Source organism: Colwellia sp. MB3u-41 (genome assembly GCF_014076845.1).
Classification (GTDB): domain Bacteria; phylum Pseudomonadota; class Gammaproteobacteria; order Enterobacterales; family Alteromonadaceae; genus Colwellia_A.
Genome location: NZ_JACGUT010000085.1, coordinates 26,281 through 52,477, shown reverse-complemented (window position 1 = coordinate 52,477; position 26,197 = coordinate 26,281). Strand labels below are relative to the sequence as shown.

Below are 26,197 nucleotides of genomic sequence, written 5' to 3'. Positions count from 1 at the left end.
CAACAACAGGTGTCTCAACTACCGGCGTTTCAACTACAGGCGTTTCAACCACAGGTGTCTCAACCACAGGCGTTTCAACAACAGGTGTTTCAACTACAGGCGTTTCAGGGTATCTTGATTGAACAGGGTCTTCACTTACTTCTATATTTGAAACAACTGCAGGGTTTTCAGTTGCAGCGTTATCTGAAGATTGGCGACGACGTTGTCCATTAGAACGTAAATGTCTAGGTGAACGACGGTTTCTAGGACGTTGTTCATCAGTTGATTTAGTCTCACTAAGCTCTGGCTGTGTCGTATCAGGTTGAGCAACCACTGTCTCAACTGTTAACGCTTCATCAACTTTAGCAGCTACTTGAGTATTTTCTTCTGCGGCTATTTTGCTTAACGCGGCATTATTAACAACCGTTGAGTTTTCGTCAACAATACGTATTTTCTTCGTATTAGTGCGACGCTGACGGCGTACCGTCGTTTTTTCTTCTTTAGGCTTAATATTACGCTCTACTGGCGCTTTACGAGGCTGTTTATTTTGCTTGTTATCTTTATTTTCATTAATGTTGTCTTTATTGTCATTAATGTTAGTTTTTAATTCAGCGCGTTCTTCATTTTGAGCATCATTGCGCTTGTCGTTACGATTTACATTTCTATTGTCGTTACGATTTTCATTGCGATTATTGTTACGACGTTGTCCTTGACGACTACGCTGAGGACGACGCTCATTACTACTCGTTTCTGGCTTCTTAACTGGCTCAACAACCTCAGGTGCAACTTCTTCAGTAACAAATAGTGCTTTAGCCCATTTCACTAAACCATCAAATAATCCTGCAGATTCTTTTGTAACCGCAGTTGTTGGAGCTATTGGTTTAACGATGGTTGAAGGTGCTGATTGCTTAGGGGAAGACATACCCTGTAATGCAGGCTCGTCGCGTTTAGCGGCTTGCTTGTCAAATTTTGGCATTACTGCTTCTTCAACTGAAGCTTCAGTAATGGTTCTTTCGTAACTGGCTTCTTCAACACTTTCGTCTGTTCTTACTCTAAGTACTTCATATTGCGGTGTGTCCATATGAGGATTAGGAATAATAAGAATATTAACGCTGTGATGTTTTTCAATATGAAATACTGAACGACGTTTCTCATTCAAAAGGTAAGTCGCTACGGGTACAGGAACTTGAGCTTGTACATGTTGCGTATTTTCTTTAATGGCTTCTTCTTCCATTAAACGCAAAATAGACAAAGCTAATGATTCAACACTACGTACGTGCCCTGTACCGTTACAACGAGGACAAACGCCTTGACTGGTTTCACCGATAGAAGGGCGTAAACGTTGACGTGACATTTCTAATAAGCCAAAACGAGAAATACGGCCTAATTGAATGCGAGCTCTGTCTTGTTTTACAGCGTCACGCATACGATTTTCAACTTCACGTTGATGACGCACTGGTGTCATATCAATAAAGTCAATAACGACTAAACCGCCTAAATCACGTAAACGTAATTGACGAGCAACTTCTTCAGCAGCCTCTAAGTTAGTATTGAATGCCGTTTCTTCTATGTCACTACCTTTTGTTGCACGGGCAGAGTTAACATCAATTGATGTCATTGCTTCAGTTGGGTCAATAACGATTGAACCACCTGAAGGAAGTCTTACTTCACGTTGAAAGGCTGATTCAATTTGTGTTTCAATTTGGTAATGGGTAAAGAGAGGGACATCGTTGGTGTAGAGTTTAATTTTACTTAAAAAGTCTGGACGAACCACTTCAATATGTTTTTTTACGCTTTCGAATGTTTTCGGGCGATCAATTAGCACTTCACCGATATCACGACGTAAATAATCACGAATAGCACGTAAAATAACGTTAGTTTCTTGATGAATTAAAAAAGGAGCAGGTTTTGTTTCAGCCGCTTCTGAAATAGCTTTCCAGTGATGTAATAAAACATTTAAATCCCAGTCTAGCTCTTCGTAGTCTTTACCAACACCAGCAGTGCGAACAATTAATCCCATGCCTTTTGGTAAATCTAGTTTGTTTAGAGAGGTCTTTAAGTCAGTACGCTCATCACCTTCAATGCGACGAGAGATACCACCAGCACGAGGATTGTTAGGCATTAATACTAAATAGCTGCCCGCTAAACTAATAAAAGTCGTTAATGCTGCGCCTTTTTGGCCGCGTTCTTCTTTATCAATTTGAACAATAACTTCTTGGCCTTCGCGCAAGACTTCTTTGATATTTGGACGACCCTGGAAGGTATAACCTTTAGGGAAGTATTCGCGTGCGATTTCTTTCATCGGTAGGAAACCATGACGCTCTGCGCCATAGTCAACAAATGCAGCTTCTAGAGAGGGCTCTATACGCGTAATTTTTGCTTTGTAAATATTTGATTTTTTTTGTTGATGACCAGGACTTTCGATATCTAAATCATAAAGTTGTTGACCATCGACAAGTGCTACACGTAACTCTTCCGATTGTGTAGCGTTAATTAACATACGTTTCATAGTTTTAGTGACTCGGTTTAGTCACAACACTATAAGCTTCGAACACAAAGCAATTTATCGCTATGGTAACAGCAAGTTGTCAACCTCTCGGGTGTCATATTACAGCGCCATATTACGCTGTAAGCTGTTATTTAATCTGATTGTACCCTCAGGTGACCTTCACCCAAGAAAAATTGTTTCTTCATGCGCGCAGCAAATCGTGCTGTGCTCGATATTATCAAATTGATATTTGTTGAGCAGTTTGAAGTTCGGCGATTTGGCTTACTATTCGGGTTGTTGCTCGATGGAAACTTATCTAATTTGGTTTATATCATTATAAATACAAAATAGCTTTCGTTGCGCGGGACTAAAATGTTTATGCCGTTTTTTGACTTGTTATTCAGGTCAATACTTGCAACAGGCCGTTCGGTTAATGTGTCGGCGATAATAATTTATCGAGATAACGCACATTAATGTGGCCGCATTTTGCCTCTTACGTTTCGCTAAAAGCTTCTATTTTTAACCTTATTGTCTTAAATAAACAATAACGCTAAGATTATCCCACTTAATTGAGGCAAAAGGCAATTAAATCGCTGAGTTAATTACTCAAAAATGAAAATATATATGTTAAACTGACTTTTATGAATGAAAATACAAAACCCCAAGTTCGATTTTATACAATCGATAGCGAAGACGCTGGTCAAAGAATAGATAACTTTTTATTAAAAACCTTAAAAGGCGTGCCGAAAAGCATGATTTATCGCCTGTTAAGAAAAGGTGAAATTAGGGCTAATAAAAAACGGACTAAACCAGAATACAAAATTCAAGATGAGGATCTGATTCGTGTAGCACCCATTCGTATTTCTGAAAATACCAATGAAGTTTCAACAAAATTAAATGTTGTTGCCAATTTAGAGAAGCAAATATTATTTGAAGATGACCGTTTAATTGTTATTAATAAACCTTCTGGCATGGCAGTACATGGTGGCAGTGGTTTAAGTTTTGGCTTAATTGAAGCTATGCGAGCTCTACGTCCTGACGCAAGAATGCTTGAACTTGTTCATCGACTTGATAGAGATACTTCGGGTTGCTTAGTTATTGCTAAAAAACGTTCAGCTTTACGTCACTTGCATGAGCAGTTACGCAGCAAAACCGTGCAAAAATATTATCATGCACTGGTTAAGGGACAATGGTCGACTAAATTAACGCGTGTCACCGAAGGTTTGAAAAAGAATGATTTGAAATCCGGCGAACGTGTTGTTGTTGTTGATAATATTAATGGTAAAGAAGCTGAAACACGTTTTAAAGTGCTGAAAAACTTTGAAAATGCCACACTGATTCGCGCTTTCCCCGTAACTGGGCGAACGCATCAAATTCGTGTTCATTGCCAAATTAAAGGCCATCCTATAGCGTGTGATTCAAAATATGGCTATGAAAACTTTGATGAAGACATGAGAAAACTTGGTTTAAAACGGTTGTTTTTGCACGCGGCGAGTATTGAGTTTACTCATCCTAACACGGGCGAAAAAATGAAAGTAGAAGCGCCTTTAGAACATTCATTACAAAATTTACTGACAAAGCTTAAGTAATTTTCTCCAGCGTGATGCAGAAACGATTTCAGTATCACGCTTCTCCTTCCTATATTATACCTATGTAAAGCCAAGTACTGATCAGTAAATTAAGTCGATAATAAATTAATTATTAAAAGAGAATGTATGCACCATTATAAATTGGTTATTTTTGATTGGGACGGTACTTTGATGGACTCTGTCGATCGTATTGTTTTCTCAATGCAAGCGAGTGCTATTGCACTAGCACTTGAACCTCCTTGCTATCAGCAAGCTAAACAAATTATCGGTTTAAGTTTACCGAAAGCGATTAAAACTTTATTTCCAAGTTTACATGAAGCACAGATACAACAATTTACAGAACAATATAAGCATCAGTATGTTGAAGTTAATACCACGCCAACGCCTTTGTTTAACTATGCACTTGAATTACTGGTTAATTTAAAAAAAGAAAAAAAATTATTAGCGGTTGCTACAGGTAAAGCGCGGGCAGGTTTACAACGAGTATGGCAAGCGAGTGATACCGAGCACTTCTTCCATGCCTCTCGCTGTGCCGATGAAAGCATTTCAAAACCAGACCCTGATATGATCAACAGTTTGTTAAAAGAATTACATATCCAAAAACATGAAGCCGTGATGATAGGCGATACATCCTTCGACCTTGAAATGGCGCAAAGGGCAGGGGTTGATAGCATAGGTGTGACTTATGGCGTGCATGATGATGAGGTACTGTCAAAGTTCCAGCCAAAAGCTATTGTTGACTCGTTGGCTGAATTACATCAACTCTTGTTAAATACCGCAGTAAAGCTATAAAATAAGTCGGCTTTTGCTATTACCTTTTGATATTCTTATTTATTGACCAAAGGATAATTGTTGGGGCTGTTTTATTTTACTTTTTATTATTGATCTATTGTTCTTCCAAAACATCTAAACCTTGGGCCTTGAGCAAGCTAATAAGTTTAATTAAGGGTAAGCCTATTAGGGTGTTAGGATCGTCACCCTCAAGTTTCTTAAATAAACAAATGCCTAGCCCTTCACTTTTAAAACTTCCAGCACAGTTATAGGGTTGTTCAATATTTAGATAAGCGGTAATTTCTTGTGTTGATAATTTTTTAAAATGTACAGTGAACAATTCAACTAAAGACAGTGACTTTCCTGTTGAACTGTCGAATACACATAAGCCAGTATGAAACTCTACCACTTTACCACTGAAACTAGCGAGTTGTTTAAAGCCATTTTCAAAATTGTGAGGTTTACCTAATATCTTCCCTTCAGATAAAGCCACTTGATCTGAGCCGATGATCAGTGCATTTGGAAATTCACGAGCAACAGCTTTTGCTTTTTCTATGGCTAAACGTTCAACAAGCTCGATGGCTGTTTCATCAGCTAATGCTGTTTCATCAATATTCGGTTTTGCACACTTGAAGGCTAAATTTAATTTTTCTAAAATAATCTTTCGAAAAGGCGATGTTGAAGCTAAAATTAAGGTTTTCACAGGAATTACTCAAAATATAAACAGTTAAGTAATAATATGTGGGCTTTCTTTAGTTTTTAAACAAAATTTGTTATTTTTCTTTTGACAGAAGAGGGCAAGCACATTAACATGCGCGCCTTATGCAAAATCTTAAACTCCCGATAATGATAAACCCCCGAAAGAGCGCCCAACGTAGGTTGGTGTGTGACGGCTTCTTTGAAGTGTCGGGGATGACTAGATTGCTTGATGTGTGTACTCCATGCAATGAGCATATGCAGGTTAATGTTAAATTTGATGTAGATGATCTAGGCTTGAATGTAATCTCAGGCTCAGGAGTCTTATCAGTAGCATTAATTTGTCAGCGTTGTACTGAATCATTAATTATTGATTTGGATATAGAGTTTACTCTTAGTCCAGCCAAGAATGATGAAGCCGCTGAAGCATTGCCGTCATATTATGACGCAATAGAATTAGATGAAAATGGTGAAGTTAACCTGCTAGAATTAGTGGAAGAAGAGTTATTACTCGCAATTCCATTAATAGCAAAGCATGAGCCTAGTCAGTGTCAGGCACCAGTTGACAGTGTATGGGGCGAATTGCCTGAAGAGCTAGAAAAACCAAACCCTTTTGATGTATTACAGAAATTTAAATAAACAATTTATTTAATTATTAACGATTAACCGATTTTAGGAGTAGCTAATGGCAGTTCAAAAGAGCAAAAAGTCTCGTTCAAGACGTGGCATGCGCCGTTCACATGACGCAGTAACAACAGAAAATTTATCAGTAGATCCAGTATCTGGTGAAACACACCGTCGCCATCATGTAACAGCTGATGGCTTTTACAAAGGTGTTCAAGTAATCAATAAGTAAGCTGATTGCTTTGAATAGTCTAACCATAGCGTTAGATGTTATGGGGGGCGATAAAGGCCCCCTTATAACAATACCTGCTGCTATTTTAGCAGTTAGAAAAATTCCTGAACTTCATCTCATTCTTTGTGGTGATGCCGATATTATCAACGCTGAATTATCAAAAAAACAGTGTCTTGAACATCCTCAATTATCAATTTTTCCAACCACTCAAGTCGTGGCTATGGACGATAAACCTATTGTTGCACTGCGCAGCAAAAAGAATTCTTCAATGCGTAAAGCACTTGATCTTGTGCATGAGAAAAAAGCGCAAGCGTGTGTAAGTGCGGGTAATACCGGTGCGCTGTTTTCAATGGCTCATTTTGTCTTAAAAACATTAACGGGTGTCGAACGGCCTGCATTAATTTCTTCTCTACCCACTCATGATGAAAATAAACATGTCTTTATGCTCGACTTAGGCGCAAATGTTTTTTGTGACTCTAATATTTTGTATCAGTTTGCGGTTATGGGCTCTGTCATGGCTGAGCAAGTCGATGGTATTAAAGCGCCACGCATCGCATTATTGAATATGGGCGAAGAAGAAATGAAAGGTAGTGACCACATAAAGCTAACCGCTGCGATGCTAGCACAAAATAATGAAATTAATTATATTGGCTTTGTTGAAGGTAATGACATTTTTACGAATAAAGCAGATGTGATTGTTTGTGATGGCTTTGTGGGTAATGTTGCCTTGAAAACCTGTGAAGGTGTTGCTCGCTTAGTCTATCAAAAAATGAATACGGTGTTGTCACGCAACCTTTTTACCCGAATTGTTGGTCGATTATTGTCCTCAACGTTAAAAAAACTCTTCAAACCCCTGAACCCCGACCAGTATAACGGCGCAAGTCTGATAGGATTACGCGGCATTGTAGTCAAGAGTCACGGCGATGCGAGTTCAAAGGCTTTTTATATGGCTATATTAGAAGCGATAAAAGAAGTTGAACGCCAAGTACCGGATCGAATTAAAGACAAGCTTGAAAATGGTTTTGCTTGTGGTCGTAAATAAGTTATGAGTATTTATCTAAGGTAAAATGTATTTAAAAAATTGTTTTTTTTCAACAAGAAAACAATTCATTAAGTATCATTGATGCATACTTAATTAAAAACCAATAAACATTAGGTAATAAAATGCAAAATAATTTAGCGTTTGTTTTTCCCGGCCAAGGTTCTCAAACCGTTGGTATGTTAGCTGATTTTGCTGACAATGAAGTTGTACAAAATACGTTTTCAGAAGCTTCAGCTGCTTTAGGTTATAACCTTTGGCAATTAATTGCTGAAGGTCCTGTTGAAAAATTAAACCAAACAAACTTCACACAACCCGCTCTATTAACAGCCAGTGTCGCATTATGGCGTTTATGGGCATCTCAGTCTGATTGTAAGCCTGCAATGTTAGCAGGTCATAGTTTAGGTGAGTATTCAGCGTTAGTTTGTGCCGGTGTTATTTCTTTAACGGAAGGTGTTAAGCTAGTAGAAAAACGTGGCGAATTCATGCAAGCCTCGGTGCCTGAAGGTGTTGGCGCTATGGCTGCTATTATTGGTCTTGATGATCAAGCGATTATCGATGCCTGTGAAAAAGCACAAGGTGATGATGTCGTTGCGGCGGTAAATTTTAATTCACCCGGGCAAGTCGTTATTGCGGGGCATAAAGATGCTGTAGAGCGCGCTGGAGTGTTATGTAAAGAAGCGGGCGCAAAACGTGTATTACCTTTACCTGTGAGCGTTCCGTCGCATTGTGCATTAATGAAAGATGCCGCGGATAAGCTTGCTGAAGAATTTAGCCAAATTACCTTTAATACGCCACTGATCCCTATGGTAAATAATGTTGACGTAGTGGCAGAAACTGATGTTGCTGCGATTAAATTAGCCTTAATTAAACAATTATATAGTCCGGTACGTTGGACAGAAACGATTGAAAAACTAGCAAGTAATGGTATTTCATTGGTTGTAGAAGCTGGCCCAGGCAAAGTATTACAAGGGTTAATTAAGCGTATCGATAAATCAATTATCAGTGTTTCAGTTAATGATCAAGTATCATTGACTAAAGCATTAGAAACAATTAAATAGGATAAAATATGTTTTCTTTAGAAGGAAAAGTCGCCTTAGTTACTGGCGCAAGTCGTGGTATAGGCAAAGCGATTGCTACGCAACTTAAAGCCTTGGGAGCAACGGTTTTAGGTACAGCAACATCAGCACACGGCGCTGAAAAAATTAGCGAATATTTAGGTGAAGGGCATGGTTTAGTGCTTAATGTCACCGACAATGATTCAATTGCAGCATTGTTCGCTTCTATTAAAGAAAACCATGGTGGCATTGATATTTTAGTCAATAATGCTGGTATTACGCGCGATAATTTATTTATGCGAATGAAAGATGATGAATGGCAAGATATTATTGATACCAATCTTTCATCCGTGTTTAAAATCAGTAAAGCGGTTATTCGCGGTATGATGAAAAAACGCAATGGTCGCATTATTAATATTGGCTCAGTAGTAGGGACGATGGGTAATGCAGGGCAAGTAAATTATGCAACAGCCAAAGCAGGACTGATTGGTTTTACAAAATCATTGGCACGCGAGGTTGCATCTCGTGGCATAACTGTTAATACTGTATCGCCGGGGTTTATCGATACAGATATGACACAAACATTAACTGATGAGCAAAAAGAAGGTATTTTTTCTCAAGTTCCTGCCAATCGCTTAGGTAAACCTGAAGAAATTGCAAACGCAGTTGCTTTTCTAGCTTCTGATGGCGCAGCATATATTACCGGTGAAACATTGCATGTAAACGGCGGTATGTATATGGTTTAATTTGTTTGCTGAGTTTTAACAAGGCAATAAATTGAACAATTTTAGAGCAGTCAACAGGTTAGACCAGACGAAAATTAAAATTAGAAGCTTGCAAGCTAGGCTGTTGACGAATAAACTACACACAATTATGAAAAATTATATTTTCTAGAAAGGAAAAAAAATGAGTACTATTGAAGAACGCGTAAGAAAAATTACTATTGAACAATTAGGTGTAAGTGAAGAAGAAGTTAAAATTAGCTCTTCTTTTGTTGACGACCTAGGTGCTGACTCTTTAGACACTGTTGAATTAGTAATGGCGTTAGAAGAAGAATTTGATACTGAAATTCCAGACGAAGAAGCTGAAAAAATCACTACTGTTCAAGCAGCTGTTGATTACGTAACTGCTAACCAATAATTACAACGTAATTATTGGCTTTCAAGTAAAGCTTTTTAAATGAGAATTTAAAGTACATATTCAGGCGGTTTTTACCGCCTGTTTTTTTATCTACGATTTCAGTTTGTTACTTTCTCTAAATGAGAATGTAATGACTTCCTATCCCTTATAAACTCTTAGCGGAGGCACATAGCCATGAGACGCGTTGTTGTTACCGGTCTTGGTATGTTAAGCCCTTTGGGCAATTGTCCTAAATCTACTTGGCAAAATTTATTGCTGGGTAAAAGTGGTATTAGTAACATTGAACATTTTGATACGTCTGCATACACGACCAAGTTTGCCGGTTTAATCAAAGACTTTAATGCAGAAGACTATATTGCACGAAAAGATGCTAAAAAAATGGATCTTTTTATTCAATACGGTGTTGCTGCAGGTGCACAGGCTTTCAAAGACTCTGGTCTTGAAGTTAATGATGTAAACACCCATAGAATTGGCGTTGCTGTTGGCGCGGGTATTGGCGGTCTAGGGCTTATTGAAGAAAACGTCGAAAAAATGTTAAATGCGGGGCCTCGCAAGTTGTCACCATTTTTTGTGCCCTCAACCATCATTAATATGATTTCTGGTCATTTATCTATGATGCATAGTTTAAGAGGCCCTAATATTTCTATAGCTACCGCTTGTACGAGTGGGGTTCATAATATTGGACATGCGGCCCGTATGATAGCCTATGGCGATGCTGACGCTATGTTAGCGGGTGGGGCTGAAAAGGCATCAACACGTACCGGTATTGGTGGCTTTGGCGCTGCACGTGCATTATCAACACGAAATGATGCACCAGAGCAAGCTTCGCGCCCATGGGACAAAGACCGTGATGGTTTTGTACTTGGCGATGGTGCCGGTGTTCTAGTGCTTGAAGAGTATGAACATGCAAAAGATCGTGGCGCAAAAATTTACTCAGAGCTTGTTGGCTTTGGAATGAGTGCTGATGCTTATCATATGACATCACCACCAGCGAATGGTGAAGGTGGCGCGCGTGCGATGATTAACGCGATTAATGATGCTAAAGTTGATATAAGTAACATTGGTTATATTAATGCCCACGGCACATCAACACCAGCAGGTGATATTGCTGAGACAAATGCGGTAAAATCGGTGTTTGGCGACCATGCTTATAAAGTGATGATGGGTTCCACAAAGTCAATGACAGGTCATTTGTTGGGTGCTGCAGGTGCGGTTGAAACTATTTTTACTGTGCAAGCCTTGATGAATAATATGGTACCACCGACAATAAACTTAGATAACCCAAGCGAAGGCTGTGATTTAGATTACATTGCTCATACGGCACGTGATGTGAATTTAGAATATGCCTTATGTAACTCCTTTGGTTTTGGCGGTACGAACGGTTCATTAATCTTTAAAAAAGTTTAAGCGTTATAACCGATAGATATCATCAACTAAACCTTGCAGTTAATTGTTTAAGCCTGAATACTAGTCATCAGTATTCAGGCTTTTCTATTTCTAATGAAACCCAATATGTATTATCAAAGTATTAATGGCCAAGCAGAACAACACTTATCAATCAATAACCGTGGGTTAGCTTATGGCGACGGCGTGTTTACCACTGCGAAAGTGGTTAACGGCCATGTCGCGTTATTATCGGCCCATATCGAACGATTAACACGAAGTTGCGAAACACTCAATATTCCCTTGCCAGACATGGATGACGTTACTTGTGAATTAATTGCTGTAGCCCAGCGTTACGCTTTGTCGGTGGCGAAAATCATTATAACGATGGGGGATGGCGGACGAGGTTATTCTCGACAAGGTTGCTTAACAAGTAACGTTATTATCACCTTCCATGATTTCCCTAAACATTATGCCGATATGCAACAACAGGGTATTCACTTAGGTGTATCTTCATTGAAGTTAGGTGTAAACCCATTACTCTCAGGGATAAAACACCTAAATCGACTTGAACAAGTGCTTATTCGCCAAGAAGTTGATAACCGAGAGGAGGATGATCTATTAGTACTGAATTACTTTGATGATATTATTGAAGCGAGTGCGGCAAATGTTTTTTGGCTAAAGGATAATTGTTGGTATACGCCACAATTAAATGAATCAGGTGTTGAGGGGCTAATGCGTAATCATATTTTACAGTGTTGTAATAATGATCGTAAAATAATGGTCGTCAAAGAAAAGCTTTTAGGGCTTAAAGATATTGACGCAATGTTCATTTGTAACAGTGTTATGGGGATTATGCCGATTAGACAATTTCAAAATCAACCATTAGCACTAATACCATGCCATGAGATGATTAAATTTATACAGGATGTTAAGTAGAGCATGAAAAAATTTAAGATATTATTATCCGTTTCATTTATAGCGCTGCTCATATTAAGTGCTTCATTGGTTGCTTATACCTTCTATCAGATTAAACAACCACTTAATATTTTAACCACTCAATTATTAACGATTAAAGAGGGCACCTCGTTTAGTCGGTTTTCTCAGCAATTGATCAATGAAGGCTGGCTTGCAAGTCGTTTTTGGGTACGTAATTATGTTCGGCTAAAACCTGAGTATGCCAATATAAAAGCGGGTACTTATCAAGTTAATAAGGGTAGCTCTATCGAGCGTTTATTAGTGCAATTAGTTGTAGGTAAAGAGTATCAATTTAGCGTCACTTTTATTGAAGGAACAACCTTTAAACAATGGCTAATACAGCTAAGTGAAATGGATAACCTAGTGCAGACCCTGCAGCAAAGTTCGGTGGCTGATATTGTTAGCGAACTCAATATTGAGCAAACAAACCCAGAAGGGCTTTTTTACCCTGAAACATATGCTTTTACTGCAGGTACAACAGATATAGAATTATTAAAACGTGCCCAACAAAAAATGACAGTTGAACTAAATTTAGCTTGGGGAAGTCGTGCACATCCTTTGCCTTATGAAAATAAGTATCAAGCGTTGATTATGGCGTCAATTATTGAAAAGGAAAGTGGTGAAAATGCAGAACATGGCATCATTTCATCGGTGTTTATTAACCGTTTAAATAAAAAAATGCGTTTGCAAACCGACCCAACGGTTATTTATGGTTTAGGTGAACGTTATCATGGAGACATCAAATATCGTCACTTGCGCGAGAAAACACCGTATAATACTTACCGAATTAATGGCTTGCCGCCAACACCTATTGCTATGCCAGGTAAAAGTGCATTACATGCCGCGTTAAACCCATTAGCAACTGATTATTTTTATTTTGTCAGTAATGGGAACGGGCAGCATATCTTTTCTACTAACTTAAAAGATCATAATGCAGCAGTAGCAAAATATCAGTTAAAATAAAAACTTAAAAAGAAGTGAAAAATGAATAAAGGTCAATTTATTGTCATCGAAGGTATTGAAGGTGCAGGAAAATCTTCAGCTATTTCGGTGGTAAAAAAAATATTAGCTGAGCACGGGATTGATTTTATTACTACCCGAGAGCCAGGAGGAACCCCTTTAGCCGAATCGTTGCGTAACATTGTAAAATCTGCCGATCACGATGAAGTATTAACACAAGAAACTGAGTTATTACTGATGTACGCTAGCCGAAGCCAACTACTCGCCAATAGAATTCTTCCGGCGTTAGAAAAAGGTCAATGGGTTATTGGCGATCGCCATGATTTAAGCTCGAGAGCTTATCAAGGTGGTGGTCGAGAATTTAACGATGAACTTATGGATACTATCGCTCAAGTTACCTTAAAAGGTTTCAAGCCGCAGTTAACACTCTATTTAGATATATCCCCTGAGTTAGGTTTAGCAAGAGCACAAGCACGCGGTGCGTTAGATCGTATCGAGCTAGAAAAAATAGAGTTTTTTCATCGAGTGCGCAATAAATACCTTGAAATTGCTTTAGCAGATGAGACAATTAAAATTATTGATGCGAGTGCTCCTATGCCTGTCGTGCATAATAATATTCGCTTGACAGTTAACGCTTTTTTGAAAAATCATCAATAGCCATAACCGCTTTTAGGAAACACTAATGCACAGTTGGTTAGATCAGCAGCAGCTTTTATTATCAAAGCAAATAGCGCAAATAAAACTGCCTCATGCCATTTTAATTAATGGTGTTGAAGGGGCAGGTAAAAGTGATCTTTCTCAATGGCTCATTCAGGTTTTGTCATGCGCAAACCCTGTAAATAATCAACAAGTGCTATTACCCTGTAAAATATGTAAATCGTGCTTACTGCATAAAAGTCATACTTATCCTGATCATTTACTGATTGAAAGTGAAGGAAAAAGCATCGGTGTTGATCAAGTTCGACAAGCGAGTCGTTTTTTTGAAAAAAAAGCGCAAATAGGTCACTGTAAAACAACCTTAATTACCGCAGCGCATCAAATGACGGTATCAGCGGCAAATGCCTTATTGAAAACGCTCGAAGAACCCAATGCGGATAATTTTATTGTATTGCTGACCTCTGAACTTGAAACGTTATTACCAACCATTATTAGTCGCTGTTATGTTATAGATATCAGGCCGCCTGTAGGCGAGAAATTATTAGCAGAACTTAAGCAGTCAGGTACTGACCCATTTGTTAATTTGAGCCATTTAAAAGAGCTCTCTGACACTTTTGTTAAGGACCAATACCAACATTTTGAAAGTTGTTTCTTTACTTTTTTGCAAAATAAACCCATAAATCGTAGCGAAATATTGAGTTTACTGGCTGAAAATACTAACAGTGTACGCTGGTTAGAAAAAGTGATGGTTAAATTGATGCGTCAACAATATGCCTGGCTAAAAACCGAAATATTACTGAGTGAACAGGTAATATGGTCGATATATCAATTAGTGTTGTCTGCCGTTAAACAACTCAAGTTACTCATGCAAGCTAATAAGCAGTTTGTCTTTGAAAAGCTCCTCGTCGATATAACAGCGGTTATCGATGAGAAATAAGCTAAAAGTCTCGCGATATTAATTTTTGAGGAATAACTATGCACCAATTTAGCTTAGAGTTTTTATCTGACAGAGAGTTGTACCAATACTATATGCCTTTTGTAAAAAATGGTGGGTTATTTGTTCGAACCCCCGAACATTATAGTTTAGGCGATGATATTAAACTAGAAGTGACCTTACCTGACGCCTTAGAAGCATCAATTGTTATCGGTAAAGTTTGCTGGTTAACCCCTATAGGTGCCCAAAATGGTACACCAGCAGGCATAGGGGTAAGTTTTGATGAAGATAAGGATAATGTGTGTAACCAAATAGAGCAGTTGATAGGGCGCTTACTCAGCTCTTCAGAACCTACCTTATCGATGTAAATACGTTGTAGTTAACTAAAAATTATAGGAGAAAATTGTTTGTTTATAGATTCACATTGCCACTTAGATAGGCTCGATTTAACTGAATTTGATGGTAACCTAGATAATGTCCTCGCGGCAGCGGCAGCAGCTAAAGTTAGCGAAATTTTATGTGTTAGCGTTACATTAGCTGAATTTCCTAGCATGGTAGAAAAAACCGCTAAATACGATAATGTTTGGTTGTCGTGTGGTGCTCATCCATTAAATCAAGATGATTTAATTGACCAAGAAGAGCTTGCTCGTTTGTCGCAAACAGACAACGTTATCGCGATTGGTGAAACCGGTTTAGACTATTTTTATGCCCCTGAAACGAAAGCGGTGCAACTTGATTCTTTTCGCAAGCATGTTCGCGTTGCTAACCAATTAAATAAACCCTTGATTATTCATACGCGGGATGCACAACAGGATACCTTGGATATGCTTCGTGAAGAAAATGCAGAGAATGTTGGCGGAATTTTACACTGTTTTACTGAATCTTGGGACATGGCTAAACAAGCGATTGATCTTGGCTTTTATATTTCATTTTCTGGCATTGTTACCTTTAAAAACGCCAGTGAATTACGTGAAGTTGCCAAACAAGTACCCGATGACCGATTTTTAATTGAAACAGATGCGCCTTATTTAGCGCCTGTTCCGCATCGAGGTAAACAAAATCAACCCGCTTATGTTGTTGATGTTGCTAAATTTTTAGCTAGTGTTCGAGGGCAATCAATTGAAGAAATAGCGGCGCTTTCAACCGCAAACTTTAAACGCCTTTTCAAATTAGATTAACACCTATACCACACGCAAAAAAGTGCCCGAAACTATTACTAGTTCGGGCTCAAGGGAATGGCTCATATGGAAGTGAGCCTTGCGCTAATAAACTTTATTTGCAGTAATAAAATGCAGTAAAATAAAAATGAAACGTTGCGAGCAATTGATTAATATTTAAACTGTAAAATCAATTGTAGTGTAATCTTTTTTAAAAGCTAATTTAATTTCGATTAATTGTCAGTTATTAATAATTAAGTTATAAAATTATTTTTTGAATTGCTTTTTATTTTTGTGGTTGAATTTTGTATACCTGCTGTGCACTTGTTCTTCACACCTTCTCCACAAGCGCTTTTGCCTGTAATAACGACTCGTTTTATGTCATGATAATTTCATTACCTCGTGACTAATAAGATTATATTTGTGCTAAATCGTTTATGGATCAGTTTCTTTTTTATTGCTTTTGGCTCAGCGATTTATCAATGGCTATTTCTTGACAATCTTTTAATCTTTGAACAACTCGTGCAGGCACTTTTTTCAATGTCAAAAGTGACTGTCGATATTGCCATAGGCTTAATTGGTATTTTAAGTTTTTGGCTAGGGATGATGAAAATAGCTGAAAACGCGGGTTTGATGGACAAACTTGCGCGCGCTATTTCTCCGTTATTTACTCGCTTAATGCCAGAAGTGCCTAAAGGCCACCCGGCTGTTGCTTCTATGACGATGAATTTATCGGCTAACTTTTTGGGGTTAGACAACGCAGCAACACCGCTTGGTTTAAAAGCCATGCAAGATCTTCAGCAATTAAACCCAAAGAAAGATACCGCGACAAATGCGCAAATACTGTTTCTTGTTTTAAATACCTCATCGGTAACACTTTTTCCCGTTGCTGTTTTTGTTTATCGTGCTCAGCAGGGAGCTGCTAGCCCTACCGATGTTTTTGTCCCTATTATACTGGCAACGTTTGCTTCAACCTTTGCTGGTTTATTAGCAGTGGCAAGTGTTCAAAAAATTAAGCTGTATAACTCAATTGTTTTACTTTATTTGTCTGCTGCCATTGCCTTAGTAGGTGGTTTAGTGGTTTATTTTTCGATGCTCACCTCGCAGGCCCTTGCTGAACAATCGTCATTTTTGGGTAACTTTTTAATTTTTTCGACTTTAATTCTATTTATTTGGGCAGCGGTGCGTAAAAAGGTCGATGTTTACGACAGTTTTATAGAAGGTGCTAAAGAAGGCTTTGAAACAAGCATTAAACTGATCCCCTATTTACTGGCGATGCTAGTGGCTATTGGGGTGTTTCGTGCCAGTGGTGCTTTGACACTAATTGTCGACAGCTTTAGGCAGTTAGTGATGTTTCTAGGTTTTGATACCCGCTTTGTTGATGCGATGCCAACGGCGTTAATGCAACCGTTAAGTGGCTCTGGTGCGAGAGCGATGATGATTGAAACCATGAAAACCCACGGTGCCGATTCTTTTGCTGGCCGTTTAGCGTCGATTTTTCAAGGGTCAACAGAAACCACCTTTTACGTCTTGGCTGTTTATTTTGGCTCAGTGGGTATTCGATATAGTCGACATGCTATCGCCTGTGGCCTATTTGCTGACTTAGCAGGGATCACCGCAGCAATAGCGGTTTGCTACTGGTTTTTTGGTTAAACCCCTCAGCGCCTACACCTAATTTAACGATTGAATTGTCGACAATTATACTTTGCTCTACTTGACTTTTACTCTGTGTGCTTTATTATAATTTCTAAAATCAGTAAATGTCGACAATTGTATTGCTAAAACACTTTTGGTGTTAAGACAGTTATACGGTTAAGGCAATTATGGCGTTAGGACACTTATGGCATTAGACAATCCAACCTTACAAAAACCAGTGACTACTGCGGATAAAGTTTTTGATGCAATACTTCACGCTATCGTTGACGGAAAAATAGCGGCAGGCAGTAAAATTAGTGAGCCAGGTTTAGCTAAGCAGTATGAAATTAGTCGTTCAACCCTGCGTGAAGCCCTCAATCGTTTAGAAAAATGTCATTTAATTGAACGTAAAGCCAATGTTGGCTCTAGAGTTGTCGATTGCACTATTGAAGGCTTATTAGAAATATATGTTGTGCGCGAAGCACTTGAAGGTATGGCTTGTCGAGAAGCCGCAATCAACATGAGCGACGATGAAATAGCCGAAATGCAAGATATGCTTGCTCAACATGCCAACTCACAAGCCCTTATCGATGGTATCTCTTACTATCAAGAAGAGGGCGACTTAGACTTTCACTATAAAGTTATTTTAGGTAGTCACAACCAGCAACTGATTAATATTCTCTGCGGACAGCTTTATCATTTAGTGCGTATGTACCGTATTCAATTTGGTATGCACAGCCCACGCGCAACTCGTGCTTTTCAAGAGCATTCAAATATTATTCAAGCGATTTGTGACCGAGATGGTGAACTTGCTGAAATTTTGATGAGGCGTCATATTGCCGCATCAAGAAAAAATATTGAAAAGAAAATAGCGCTGCAAAACAGCACTGCAGCTTAACGACAGTACGGATAAATAAATATTAATAATGTTAATTATTATTTGATGACTATTGTTTAATAACAAATATTTAACGACTATTATTCAACGACAACTAAGAGGAAACCCGATGTCTACGCAACTTTCACCTGGCGCAAAATTCCGCCAAGCATTAGTAAACAACAAACCTTTACAAGTAGTGGGTACTATCAACGCTTATTGCGCGATGATGGCAGAGCAATTAGGTCACCAAGCGATTTACCTTTCTGGTGGCGGTGTTGCCAATGCTTCGTATGGTTTACCCGATTTAGGTATGACCTCTTTAAATGATGTTATTGCTGACGTTCAACGTATTACTTCTGCTTCAAGTTTACCTTTGTTGGTTGATATAGATACCGGTTGGGGGGGGGCGTTTAACATCGCTAAAACTATTCGCGATATGGAAAAAGCAGGTGCAGCGGCGGTTCATCTTGAAGACCAAGTGGCGCAGAAGCGTTGTGGACATCGTCCGAATAAAGAAATTGTTTCAACCCAAGAAATGGTTGACCGTATTAAAGCTGCTGTTGATGCGCGCATTGATAAAGACTTCTTTATCATGGCTCGCACTGATGCTTTTGCACAAGAAGGCTTAGCAGCTGCACTTGAAAGGGCTAAAGCTTATGTTGCAGCAGGTGCCGATGGTATTTTCGCCGAAGCGGTTAAAACAGAAGAACATTATCGCGCCTTTACTGAAGCGTTAGATGTGCCAGTACTTGCTAACATTACTGAGTTTGGCCAAACCGAATTGTGGAACAAGGAGCAATTAGGTGAGTGGGGTTGTGCAATGGTACTTTACCCATTATCAGCATTTCGTGCGATGAATAAAGCGGCTGAGTCGGTTTACAAAACCTTACTCGCTGATGGCGACCAAAAAGCTGAAATCGACAATATGCAAACGCGTATGGATTTATACGATTACTTGGGTTACCACGACTATGAGCAAAAGCTTGATGCTTTGTTCACCGAAGGCAAAAATAAGTAACAGATATTATAATAAAATAAAATAAAGTTAGTAGCGATACAAGCAGCTAACCCAATAAAAGAATATGAGGAAAATAGTATGTCAGATGTAAAAGTAGCAGATAAAAAAATTGGTGGCGCAGGCTTACGTGGTCAAAGTGCGGGTGAAACTTCGCTTTGTACTGTTGGTGAGTCAGGCTCAGGTTTAACCTATTGTGGTTATGATATTGCTGACTTAGCTGAAAACAGCACCTTCGAAGAAGTCGCATATTTACTCTTTCATGGCGAACTCCCTAATGAAAAAGAGCTCGCCACTTATAAAACTGAGTTGTTTGCCATGCGCGACTTACCGCAAGCATTAAAAGCGGTATTAAAACTGATTCCAAAAGAAACTCATCCAATGGATGTTATGCGCACCGGTTGTTCATTTTTAGGTAATTTAGAGCCAGAAAATGATTTTAGCGAGCAAAATCAAGCCGCCAATCGGTTATTAGCCGCATTTCCTGCCATCATGTGTTACTGGTATAAATTCTCCCATGACGGCGTAGAAATTGACTGTACTTCAACCGAAGACTCTTTAGGTGGACATTTCTTGCGCTTACTCAATGGTGAAAGCCCATCAGCACAGCATCAACGTGTTATGGATGTATCATTAATTTTATATGCAGAACATGAGTTTAATGCTTCAACCTTCACGGCGCGTGTATGTGCTTCAACTTTGTCTGATATGTTTTCATGTGTTACCGGCGCTATTGGCACTTTACGTGGTCCACTTCATGGTGGTGCTAACGAAGCCGCAATGGATATGATTGAATCATTTTCATCGCCAAGCGACGCTAAAGAAAAAATGGCGGGAATGCTTGAACGTAAAGAAAAAATCATGGGCTTTGGTCACGCAATTTACCGTACTTCAGACCCACGTAATGTCATTATTAAAGCATGGTCTGAAAAGTTAGCGAACGAGAATGGTGATACGTCACTTTACGATATTTCAGTAGCTTGTGAAGAATTCATGTGGGATACCAAAAAATTATTCTGTAACGCTGATTTCTTCCATGCTTCAACGTACAGCTACATGGGTATTCCCACTAAATTGTTTACCCCTATTTTTGTCTGTTCACGCGTAACAGGTTGGTCTGCTCACATTATGGAGCAACGTTCAAACAACCGTATTATTCGTCCAAGTGCTGACTACAAAGGCGCTAAGCCGAGAACGGTTCCACCTATCAGCGAAAGGTAATGACTATGAATTATGAACATCGCAAACCGTTGCCCGGTTATAAAATTGGCGGCATCAATATAGATTATTTTGATACTCGAGGGGCGGTTGAAGCAATAAGCGCCGGTAGTTACGCAAAACTACCTTATACCTCACGGGTATTAGCTGAACAATTGGTACGCCGTTGTTCACCTGAAACTTTAACAGATTCGCTTAAGCAATTAATTGAGCGTAAGCAAGATCTTGATTTTCCATGGTATCCGGCACGTGTTGTTTGTCATGATATCTTAGGTCAAACGGCTTTGGTTGATTTAGCGGGCCTGCGTGATGCGATTGCTGAGCAAGGTGGTGATCCTTCAAAAGTAAACCCGGTTGTGCCAACGCAATTAATTGTTGATCATTCTGTTGCTGTTGAACATGCTGGTTTTGAAAGTGATGCGTTTGAAAAAAATCGTGCCATTGAAGACCGCCGCAACGAAGACCGTTTCCATTTTATTGAATGGACCAAAACAGCGTTTAAAAATGTTGATGTTATTCCTGCGGGTAATGGCATTATGCACCAAATCAATTTGGAAAAAATGTCACCGGTTATTCAACTGCGTGACGGTGTTGCTTTTCCTGATACTTGTGTTGGCACCGACAGCCATACCCCGCATATCGATTGCTTGGGTGTTATAGCTATTGGTGTCGGTGGTTTAGAAGCAGAAACCGTCATGTTAGGTCGCCCGTCGATGATGCGCTTACCTGATATTATTGGCGTAAAACTGGTAGGTAAACGCCAACCGGGTATTACGGCTACTGATTTGGTTTTAGCCATTACTGAATTTTTGCGTAATCAAAAAGTGGTATCAAGTTACTTAGAATTCTTTGGTGAAGGCACCAAAGGCTTAACTATAGGCGACCGCGCTACTATTTCGAACATGACACCTGAATATGGCGCTTCAGCAGGAATGTTTTATATTGATCAACAAACCATTGATTATTTAAAACTGACCGGCCGTGAGCCAGAGCAAGTTGAACTGGTAGAAACCTATGCTAAACATACCGGTTTATGGGCTGATGACTTAGCTGACGTTGAATATGACCGCGTTATCGAGTTTGATTTATCATCAGTTGGTCGTAATATGGCTGGCCCGTCTAATCCGCACAGTCGTTTACCGACCAGCGAATTGTCGTCAAAAGGCATAGCGAAAGACCTTGATGCCTGTAAAGCACAAGAAAAAGCCGGAGAGATGCCAGATGGTGCGGTTATTATTGCCGCTATAACCAGTTGTACTAATACCTCGAACCCTCGCAACGTTGTGGCGGCAGGCTTAGTGGCTAAACGCGCTAACGAGCTTGGCTTATTGCGCAAACCTTGGGTTAAATCATCTTTTGCACCAGGTTCAAAAGTCGCAAAACTTTATTTAGAAGAAGCCGGCTTATTATCTGAAATGGAAAAAATGGGTTTTGGTATTGTCGGTTACGCTTGTACAACTTGTAACGGCATGTCGGGCGCGTTAGATCCAAAAATTCAACAAGAAATTATCGACCGTGATCTTTATTCAACGGCGGTTTTATCGGGTAATCGTAACTTTGACGGACGTATTCATCCGTATGCTAAACAAGCCTTTTTAGCTTCACCACCATTAGTAGTTGCTTATGCTATTGCCGGTACGATGCGTTTCGATATTGAAAAAGATGTACTCGGACAAGACCAACAAGGTAATGATATTACCTTAAAAGATATTTGGCCAACTGACGAAGCCATCGATGCGATAGTTGCCAGCTGTGTTAAGCCAGAGCAGTTCAAGAAAATTTATACGCCGATGTTTGATTTAGGCGCTTTTGAACCGGCTGAATCTCCGCTTTACGATTGGCGAGAAATGAGCACTTACATTCGTCGTCCACCTTATTGGGAAGGCGCCTTAGCAGGTGAACGTACCATGAAAGGTATGCGTCCGTTAGCAGTTTTAGGTGACAACATCACCACAGATCATTTATCACCCTCAAATGCTATTCAACTCGATAGTGCTGCAGGAGCTTATTTAGATAAAATGGGCTTACCCGAAGTAGACTTTAACTCTTATGCAACGCATCGCGGCGATCATTTAACCGCGCAACGGGCAACTTTTGCTAACCCTAAATTGTTCAATGAAATGTGTCGTGATGACAACGGTGACATTAAACAAGGTTCACTGGCGCGTATAGAACCAGAGGGTACTGAGTCACGTATGTGGGAAGCAATTGAAACCTACATGGAGCGTAAACAACCGTTAATTATCATTGCTGGCGCTGACTATGGTCAAGGTTCATCACGTGATTGGGCGGCTAAAGGTGTTCGTTTAGCCGGCGTTGAAGTGATCGTTGCCGAAGGTTTTGAGCGTATTCACCGCACTAACTTAGTGGGCATGGGTGTTTTACCCTTGCAATTTGTTAATAACGAAACACGTCATACCTACAATATTGATGGTACCGAAACGTTTGATGTTGCAGGTAACGGTGAAATGTCGCCGGGCGCTGAAATGAACGTATTAATGACCCGTACCAACGGCGAATTATTAACGATACCGGTAAAGTGTCGTTTAGATACCGGCGAAGAAGTGTCAGTTTACAATGCGGGTGGCGTATTACAAAAGTTTGCGAATGACTTTTTGGCGTCTAATGCATAAACGTTTATTTTTAATGATACATCGTTGGAAGTACTCACTTGGTCAACCAAGCTCCGTACTTCCACCTTGTTCTCAATAAAAAATAATTCGTTTAGTCATTAAACTCATATCTATAGCAACAACTTAGACGGTCTAAGTTGTTGCTTTTATATTTTTAGGTCGTATATTCTTGACAAAGAATAAGTAATAAACCAATGAAGGTGTTATATGTCTATTGTTCCTCAAACTCATAAACCACAAGTAAAAATCCCTGCTACTTATATGCGTGGCGGTACTTCAAAAGGCGTATTTTTTAATTTAACTGATTTACCTGAACGTTGTCAGGTTGCAGGCAATGCACGCGATAATATGCTGCTACGGGTTATTGGTAGTCCAGATCCTTACGGCAAACAAACCGACGGTATGGGCGGCGCAACCTCAAGCACCAGTAAAACAGTTATCTTAGCAAAATCAAACCAAGCTGATCACGATGTTGATTATTTATTTGGTCAAGTCGCTATCGATAAAAGGTTCGTTGATTGGAGTGGTAACTGCGGTAACTTAACCGCTGCGGTTGGCTCATTTGCGATTAATTCTGGCCTTGTTGATGCAACGCGTATTCCTGAAAACGGAATTTGTACCGTACGTATTTGGCAAAAAAACATCTCGAAAACGATTATTGCCCAAGTACCTATCACCAACGGTGAAGTACAAGAAACCGGTGATTTCGAGCTCGACGGAGTTACTTTCCCTGCAGCAGAAGTACCAGTTGAATTTATAGCGCCCGTTGACCCATCAGAGGCAATGTTTCCTACTGGAAATATTGTTGATAACCTAGAGGTGCCCGGTGTTGGTGTTTTTAAAGCAACGATGATCACCGCAGGTATTCCAACCATCTTTTTAAATGCAGATGAAATTGGTTATACCGGCGCCGAGTTACAAGAAGCTATTAATGGCGACCCTGCGGCACTAGAACGTTTTGAAACGATTCGTGCTTACGGCGCGATTAAAATGGGCTTAATTACTGAACTTTCAGAGGCTGAGGCTCGCCAGCATACGCCCAAAGTTGCTTTTGTTGCACCAGCTAAAGATTATGTTACCTCAAGTGGTAAAGCTGTTTTAGCAAGTGATATTGACTTACACGTTCGCGCATTGTCTATGGGTAAATTACACCATGCGATGATGGGCACAGCGGCAGTCGCTATTGGCGCAGCAGCCGCTATTCCTGGCACCTTAGTTGCTTTTGCTACGGGTAATGCTACAAGTGAAGGCTCAGAATCTGTGACTTTTGGTCATCCATCAGGCACGCTTAAAGTGGGCGCACAAGCCAGTGAAGTTAATGGCGCCTGGATTGTTGATAAAGCCGTAATGAGCCGAAGTGCTCGGGTATTAATGGAAGGTTGGGTACGTATTCCTGGCGATTCATTTTAGGTCAGCGCCTTTCATGCTATCAATAAAAATGGAGCGATTAGGCTCCATTTTTATTGAGTAATTACCTCATATGAAATACGACATAAATAACAAGGTAACTTTAAGACTGTAAGTATTGATAAAGCGCTTTAAGCACCTTCATTTTCCCTGTATCGCTCTCATGTTCATGCGCTAAATTTTCTAACGTGATCATAAATTCATCAGCACTTAATAAGCCTTTACCACCAAACTGAATTTTGTCTTGGCAACGTTGCTGCCACTTTTGTTGTTCAGCACTGCTTAAGGTTAATGGATAATTTCTGGCTCGATATAAAAACAATAAAGGCATTAATCGTTCATCTTGAAAAATAAACGGGTGAGTCGCTAATTGTTCAGGTGAAAGCTCACGTAGAATATCCATTTGTGCTTTATCACCGTGCGAAAAGAAATTACCTCCATACAGAGAGTGCTCAGCGTCTGGCTTTGCTTGGTCACTATAGTCTTCGGCGGCAAAAACTTCTGCTAATTTATCTCTTACTTCTAAATGCTGTTTTAACTTAGCCAAATTTGCTAAACAAAGCTCTCGAGGGATCTTCAAACGTTCGGCATTTTCAGGCAATAATGTTTTTGCTGGCGCAACAATAGGGCACTTGTTGAGATGAATAAGTTTTATGGGGATGGGTAATTCGTCATCGGCTAATTCATCGTGTCGAGTATACAATCGCGTTTTGATTTCATCGCTACTTAACTCAAATAATGGCTGTGGATCTAACGCTAAGTCTACGGCGATAATGGCATTTTTATTAACAGGATGATAAGCAAAAGGGGCGAACCAGCTGGTACAACCGTGCTCAGATGAAATTTTACTCGAGGTATGCACAATCGGCGTCATATTATAAACGTCAATTAATTCAGCAACCTGCTTTTTATTTCTCAGATTAAAAATAAAATCATAAAGCTTAGGCTGTTTTTCTTTAATCAACTTTGCCATCGCAATAGTGGCATAAACATCACTCATCGCATCATGCGCGGCTTGATGAGCAATATCATTGGCTTTAGTTAGTAACTCAAGACGAAAACTAACCACTTGTTCACCATCTCGCTCAACGGTTGGCCAGTTGATACCTTCAGGGCGAAGGGCATAACAAGCACGCACCATATCAATAATATCCCAACGAGAATTACCATTTTGCCATTCCCGGGCATAAGGGTCGTAAAAATTACGATAAAGCAGATAACGGGTAAATTCATCATCAAAACGAATACTGTTATAGCCAGCAACGCAGGTATCAGGTTGGGTAAATAACGTATGAATACGTTCAGCGAACTCAACCTCAGATAAACCCTCTTGCTGAGCTTTCTGCGGAGTAATACCCGTAACTAAACAAGCTTCCGGCTGCGGAAGATAATCTTGTGGCGGCCGACAATAAAACATTTCTGGCTTGCCAATAATGTTTAAATCATGATCGGTGCGTATACCGGCGAACTGAGACGGTTTATCAAACTTTGGCGATATGCCAAAAGTTTCATAATCGTGCCACAAAATACTTGGCTGGTTCATAGTGTCACTCTGTGTAACTTTACGTTCTTTGTTATTCATATAAATCAACCGATTAACTCTGTTTTATGTGTTGTTGTGTAACATTGGATATCATCGTATTTTCTACCGTTATAAATAAAAACATACTCATTTGTGTACCCACGGGAAATTTCTTGTGTGTACCCATGATAAAAATTATAAG

Annotated in this window: 24 protein-coding genes; 21 read left to right on the top strand and 3 right to left on the bottom strand. The window is 39.5% G+C overall.

Going from position 1 to position 26,197, the window contains the following annotated elements:
- On the bottom strand, positions 1–2,488 hold a 2,488-nt coding region (gene rne / locus H4J73_RS20155; protein WP_182250279.1), incomplete at its 3' end, for a ribonuclease E.
- A gap of 620 nt (positions 2,489–3,108) precedes the next feature.
- Here rne and rluC point away from each other — a divergent pair.
- Positions 3,109–4,056, top strand: a complete 948-nt coding sequence (gene rluC / locus H4J73_RS20150; protein ID WP_182179723.1) for a 23S rRNA pseudouridine(955/2504/2580) synthase RluC — start codon at positions 3,109–3,111, stop codon at positions 4,054–4,056.
- 126 nt (positions 4,057–4,182) lie between these two features.
- Positions 4,183–4,848, top strand: coding sequence for an HAD-IA family hydrolase (locus H4J73_RS20145; RefSeq protein ID WP_182179725.1), 666 nt, complete (start codon positions 4,183–4,185; stop codon positions 4,846–4,848).
- 94 nt (positions 4,849–4,942) lie between these two features.
- On the opposite strand, the gene H4J73_RS20140 is transcribed toward H4J73_RS20145, so the two are convergent.
- The gene (locus tag H4J73_RS20140; protein WP_182223124.1) at positions 4,943–5,530 is read right to left on the bottom strand and encodes a nucleoside triphosphate pyrophosphatase; all 588 of its coding nucleotides are present in this window, start codon (positions 5,528–5,530) and stop codon (positions 4,943–4,945) included.
- A gap of 209 nt (positions 5,531–5,739) precedes the next feature.
- Here H4J73_RS20140 and H4J73_RS20135 point away from each other — a divergent pair, with 209 nt between their 5' ends.
- The 19 genes from H4J73_RS20135 to prpF all read left to right on the top strand — a co-directional run bounded on the left by H4J73_RS20135 (position 5,740) and on the right by prpF (position 24,476).
- Complete coding sequence (locus H4J73_RS20135; protein WP_259366749.1) at positions 5,740–6,162, top strand: YceD family protein; 423 nt, start codon at positions 5,740–5,742, stop codon at positions 6,160–6,162.
- Positions 6,163–6,208: 46 nt separating this feature from the next.
- On the top strand, positions 6,209–6,379 hold the full coding sequence (gene rpmF / locus H4J73_RS20130) for a 50S ribosomal protein L32 (protein ID WP_070376498.1): 171 nt from the start codon (positions 6,209–6,211) through the stop codon (positions 6,377–6,379).
- Between the two features lie 40 nt (positions 6,380–6,419).
- Entirely contained in the window at positions 6,420–7,421 is a 1,002-nt protein-coding gene (gene plsX / locus H4J73_RS20125) for a phosphate acyltransferase PlsX (RefSeq protein ID WP_404851847.1), read from the top strand.
- A gap of 122 nt (positions 7,422–7,543) precedes the next feature.
- Entirely contained in the window at positions 7,544–8,479 is a 936-nt protein-coding gene (fabD, locus tag H4J73_RS20120; RefSeq protein WP_182179732.1) for an ACP S-malonyltransferase, read from the top strand.
- An 8-nt stretch (positions 8,480–8,487) separates the two neighbouring features.
- Positions 8,488–9,222, top strand: a complete 735-nt coding sequence (gene fabG / locus H4J73_RS20115; protein ID WP_182179734.1) for a 3-oxoacyl-ACP reductase FabG — start codon at positions 8,488–8,490, stop codon at positions 9,220–9,222.
- 160 nt (positions 9,223–9,382) lie between these two features.
- Positions 9,383–9,616, top strand: a complete 234-nt coding sequence (gene acpP, locus H4J73_RS20110) for an acyl carrier protein (protein WP_182179736.1) — start codon at positions 9,383–9,385, stop codon at positions 9,614–9,616.
- Positions 9,617–9,784: 168 nt separating this feature from the next.
- Complete coding sequence (gene fabF, locus H4J73_RS20105) at positions 9,785–11,023, top strand: beta-ketoacyl-ACP synthase II (protein WP_182223126.1); 1,239 nt, start codon at positions 9,785–9,787, stop codon at positions 11,021–11,023.
- Positions 11,024–11,116: 93 nt separating this feature from the next.
- Positions 11,117–11,938 carry an aminodeoxychorismate lyase gene (pabC, locus tag H4J73_RS20100; RefSeq protein WP_259366748.1) on the top strand — a complete coding sequence of 274 codons (822 nt, stop codon included), beginning with the start codon at positions 11,117–11,119 and terminating at the stop codon, positions 11,936–11,938.
- A gap of 3 nt (positions 11,939–11,941) precedes the next feature.
- Positions 11,942–12,940, top strand: coding sequence for an endolytic transglycosylase MltG (gene mltG, locus H4J73_RS20095; protein WP_182179738.1), 999 nt, complete (start codon positions 11,942–11,944; stop codon positions 12,938–12,940).
- Positions 12,941–12,961: 21 nt separating this feature from the next.
- Positions 12,962–13,594 carry a dTMP kinase gene (tmk, locus tag H4J73_RS20090; RefSeq protein WP_182179740.1) on the top strand — a complete coding sequence of 211 codons (633 nt, stop codon included), beginning with the start codon at positions 12,962–12,964 and terminating at the stop codon, positions 13,592–13,594.
- A gap of 25 nt (positions 13,595–13,619) precedes the next feature.
- Positions 13,620–14,531: a DNA polymerase III subunit delta' gene (locus tag H4J73_RS20085; RefSeq protein WP_182179742.1), complete on the top strand. Its 912-nt coding sequence runs from the start codon at positions 13,620–13,622 to the stop codon at positions 14,529–14,531.
- 38 nt (positions 14,532–14,569) lie between these two features.
- A complete protein-coding gene (locus tag H4J73_RS20080; protein ID WP_182179744.1) occupies positions 14,570–14,896 on the top strand; it encodes a PilZ domain-containing protein in 327 nt (108 codons plus the stop codon).
- Between the two features lie 39 nt (positions 14,897–14,935).
- Positions 14,936–15,706, top strand: a complete 771-nt coding sequence (locus H4J73_RS20075; RefSeq protein WP_182179746.1) for a TatD family hydrolase — start codon at positions 14,936–14,938, stop codon at positions 15,704–15,706.
- A gap of 402 nt (positions 15,707–16,108) precedes the next feature.
- Positions 16,109–17,338 carry a nucleoside recognition domain-containing protein gene (locus H4J73_RS20070; protein ID WP_182179748.1) on the top strand — a complete coding sequence of 410 codons (1,230 nt, stop codon included), beginning with the start codon at positions 16,109–16,111 and terminating at the stop codon, positions 17,336–17,338.
- Positions 17,339–17,525: 187 nt separating this feature from the next.
- Complete coding sequence (locus H4J73_RS20065; RefSeq protein WP_182179750.1) at positions 17,526–18,218, top strand: GntR family transcriptional regulator; 693 nt, start codon at positions 17,526–17,528, stop codon at positions 18,216–18,218.
- A gap of 109 nt (positions 18,219–18,327) precedes the next feature.
- Positions 18,328–19,218, top strand: coding sequence for a methylisocitrate lyase (gene prpB, locus H4J73_RS20060; RefSeq protein ID WP_182179752.1), 891 nt, complete (start codon positions 18,328–18,330; stop codon positions 19,216–19,218).
- Between the two features lie 78 nt (positions 19,219–19,296).
- Positions 19,297–20,436 carry a 2-methylcitrate synthase gene (prpC, locus tag H4J73_RS20055; RefSeq protein ID WP_182179754.1) on the top strand — a complete coding sequence of 380 codons (1,140 nt, stop codon included), beginning with the start codon at positions 19,297–19,299 and terminating at the stop codon, positions 20,434–20,436.
- 5 nt (positions 20,437–20,441) lie between these two features.
- Positions 20,442–23,066, top strand: coding sequence for a Fe/S-dependent 2-methylisocitrate dehydratase AcnD (gene acnD, locus H4J73_RS20050; protein WP_182179756.1), 2,625 nt, complete (start codon positions 20,442–20,444; stop codon positions 23,064–23,066).
- A 207-nt stretch (positions 23,067–23,273) separates the two neighbouring features.
- Entirely contained in the window at positions 23,274–24,476 is a 1,203-nt protein-coding gene (gene prpF, locus H4J73_RS20045) for a 2-methylaconitate cis-trans isomerase PrpF (RefSeq protein WP_182179758.1), read from the top strand.
- A gap of 100 nt (positions 24,477–24,576) precedes the next feature.
- Here the strand turns inward: prpF and sbcB are convergent, their stop codons facing one another.
- Positions 24,577–26,055: an exodeoxyribonuclease I gene (gene sbcB / locus H4J73_RS20040; protein ID WP_182179760.1), complete on the bottom strand. Its 1,479-nt coding sequence runs from the start codon at positions 26,053–26,055 to the stop codon at positions 24,577–24,579.
- Positions 26,056–26,197 lie beyond the last annotated feature (142 nt).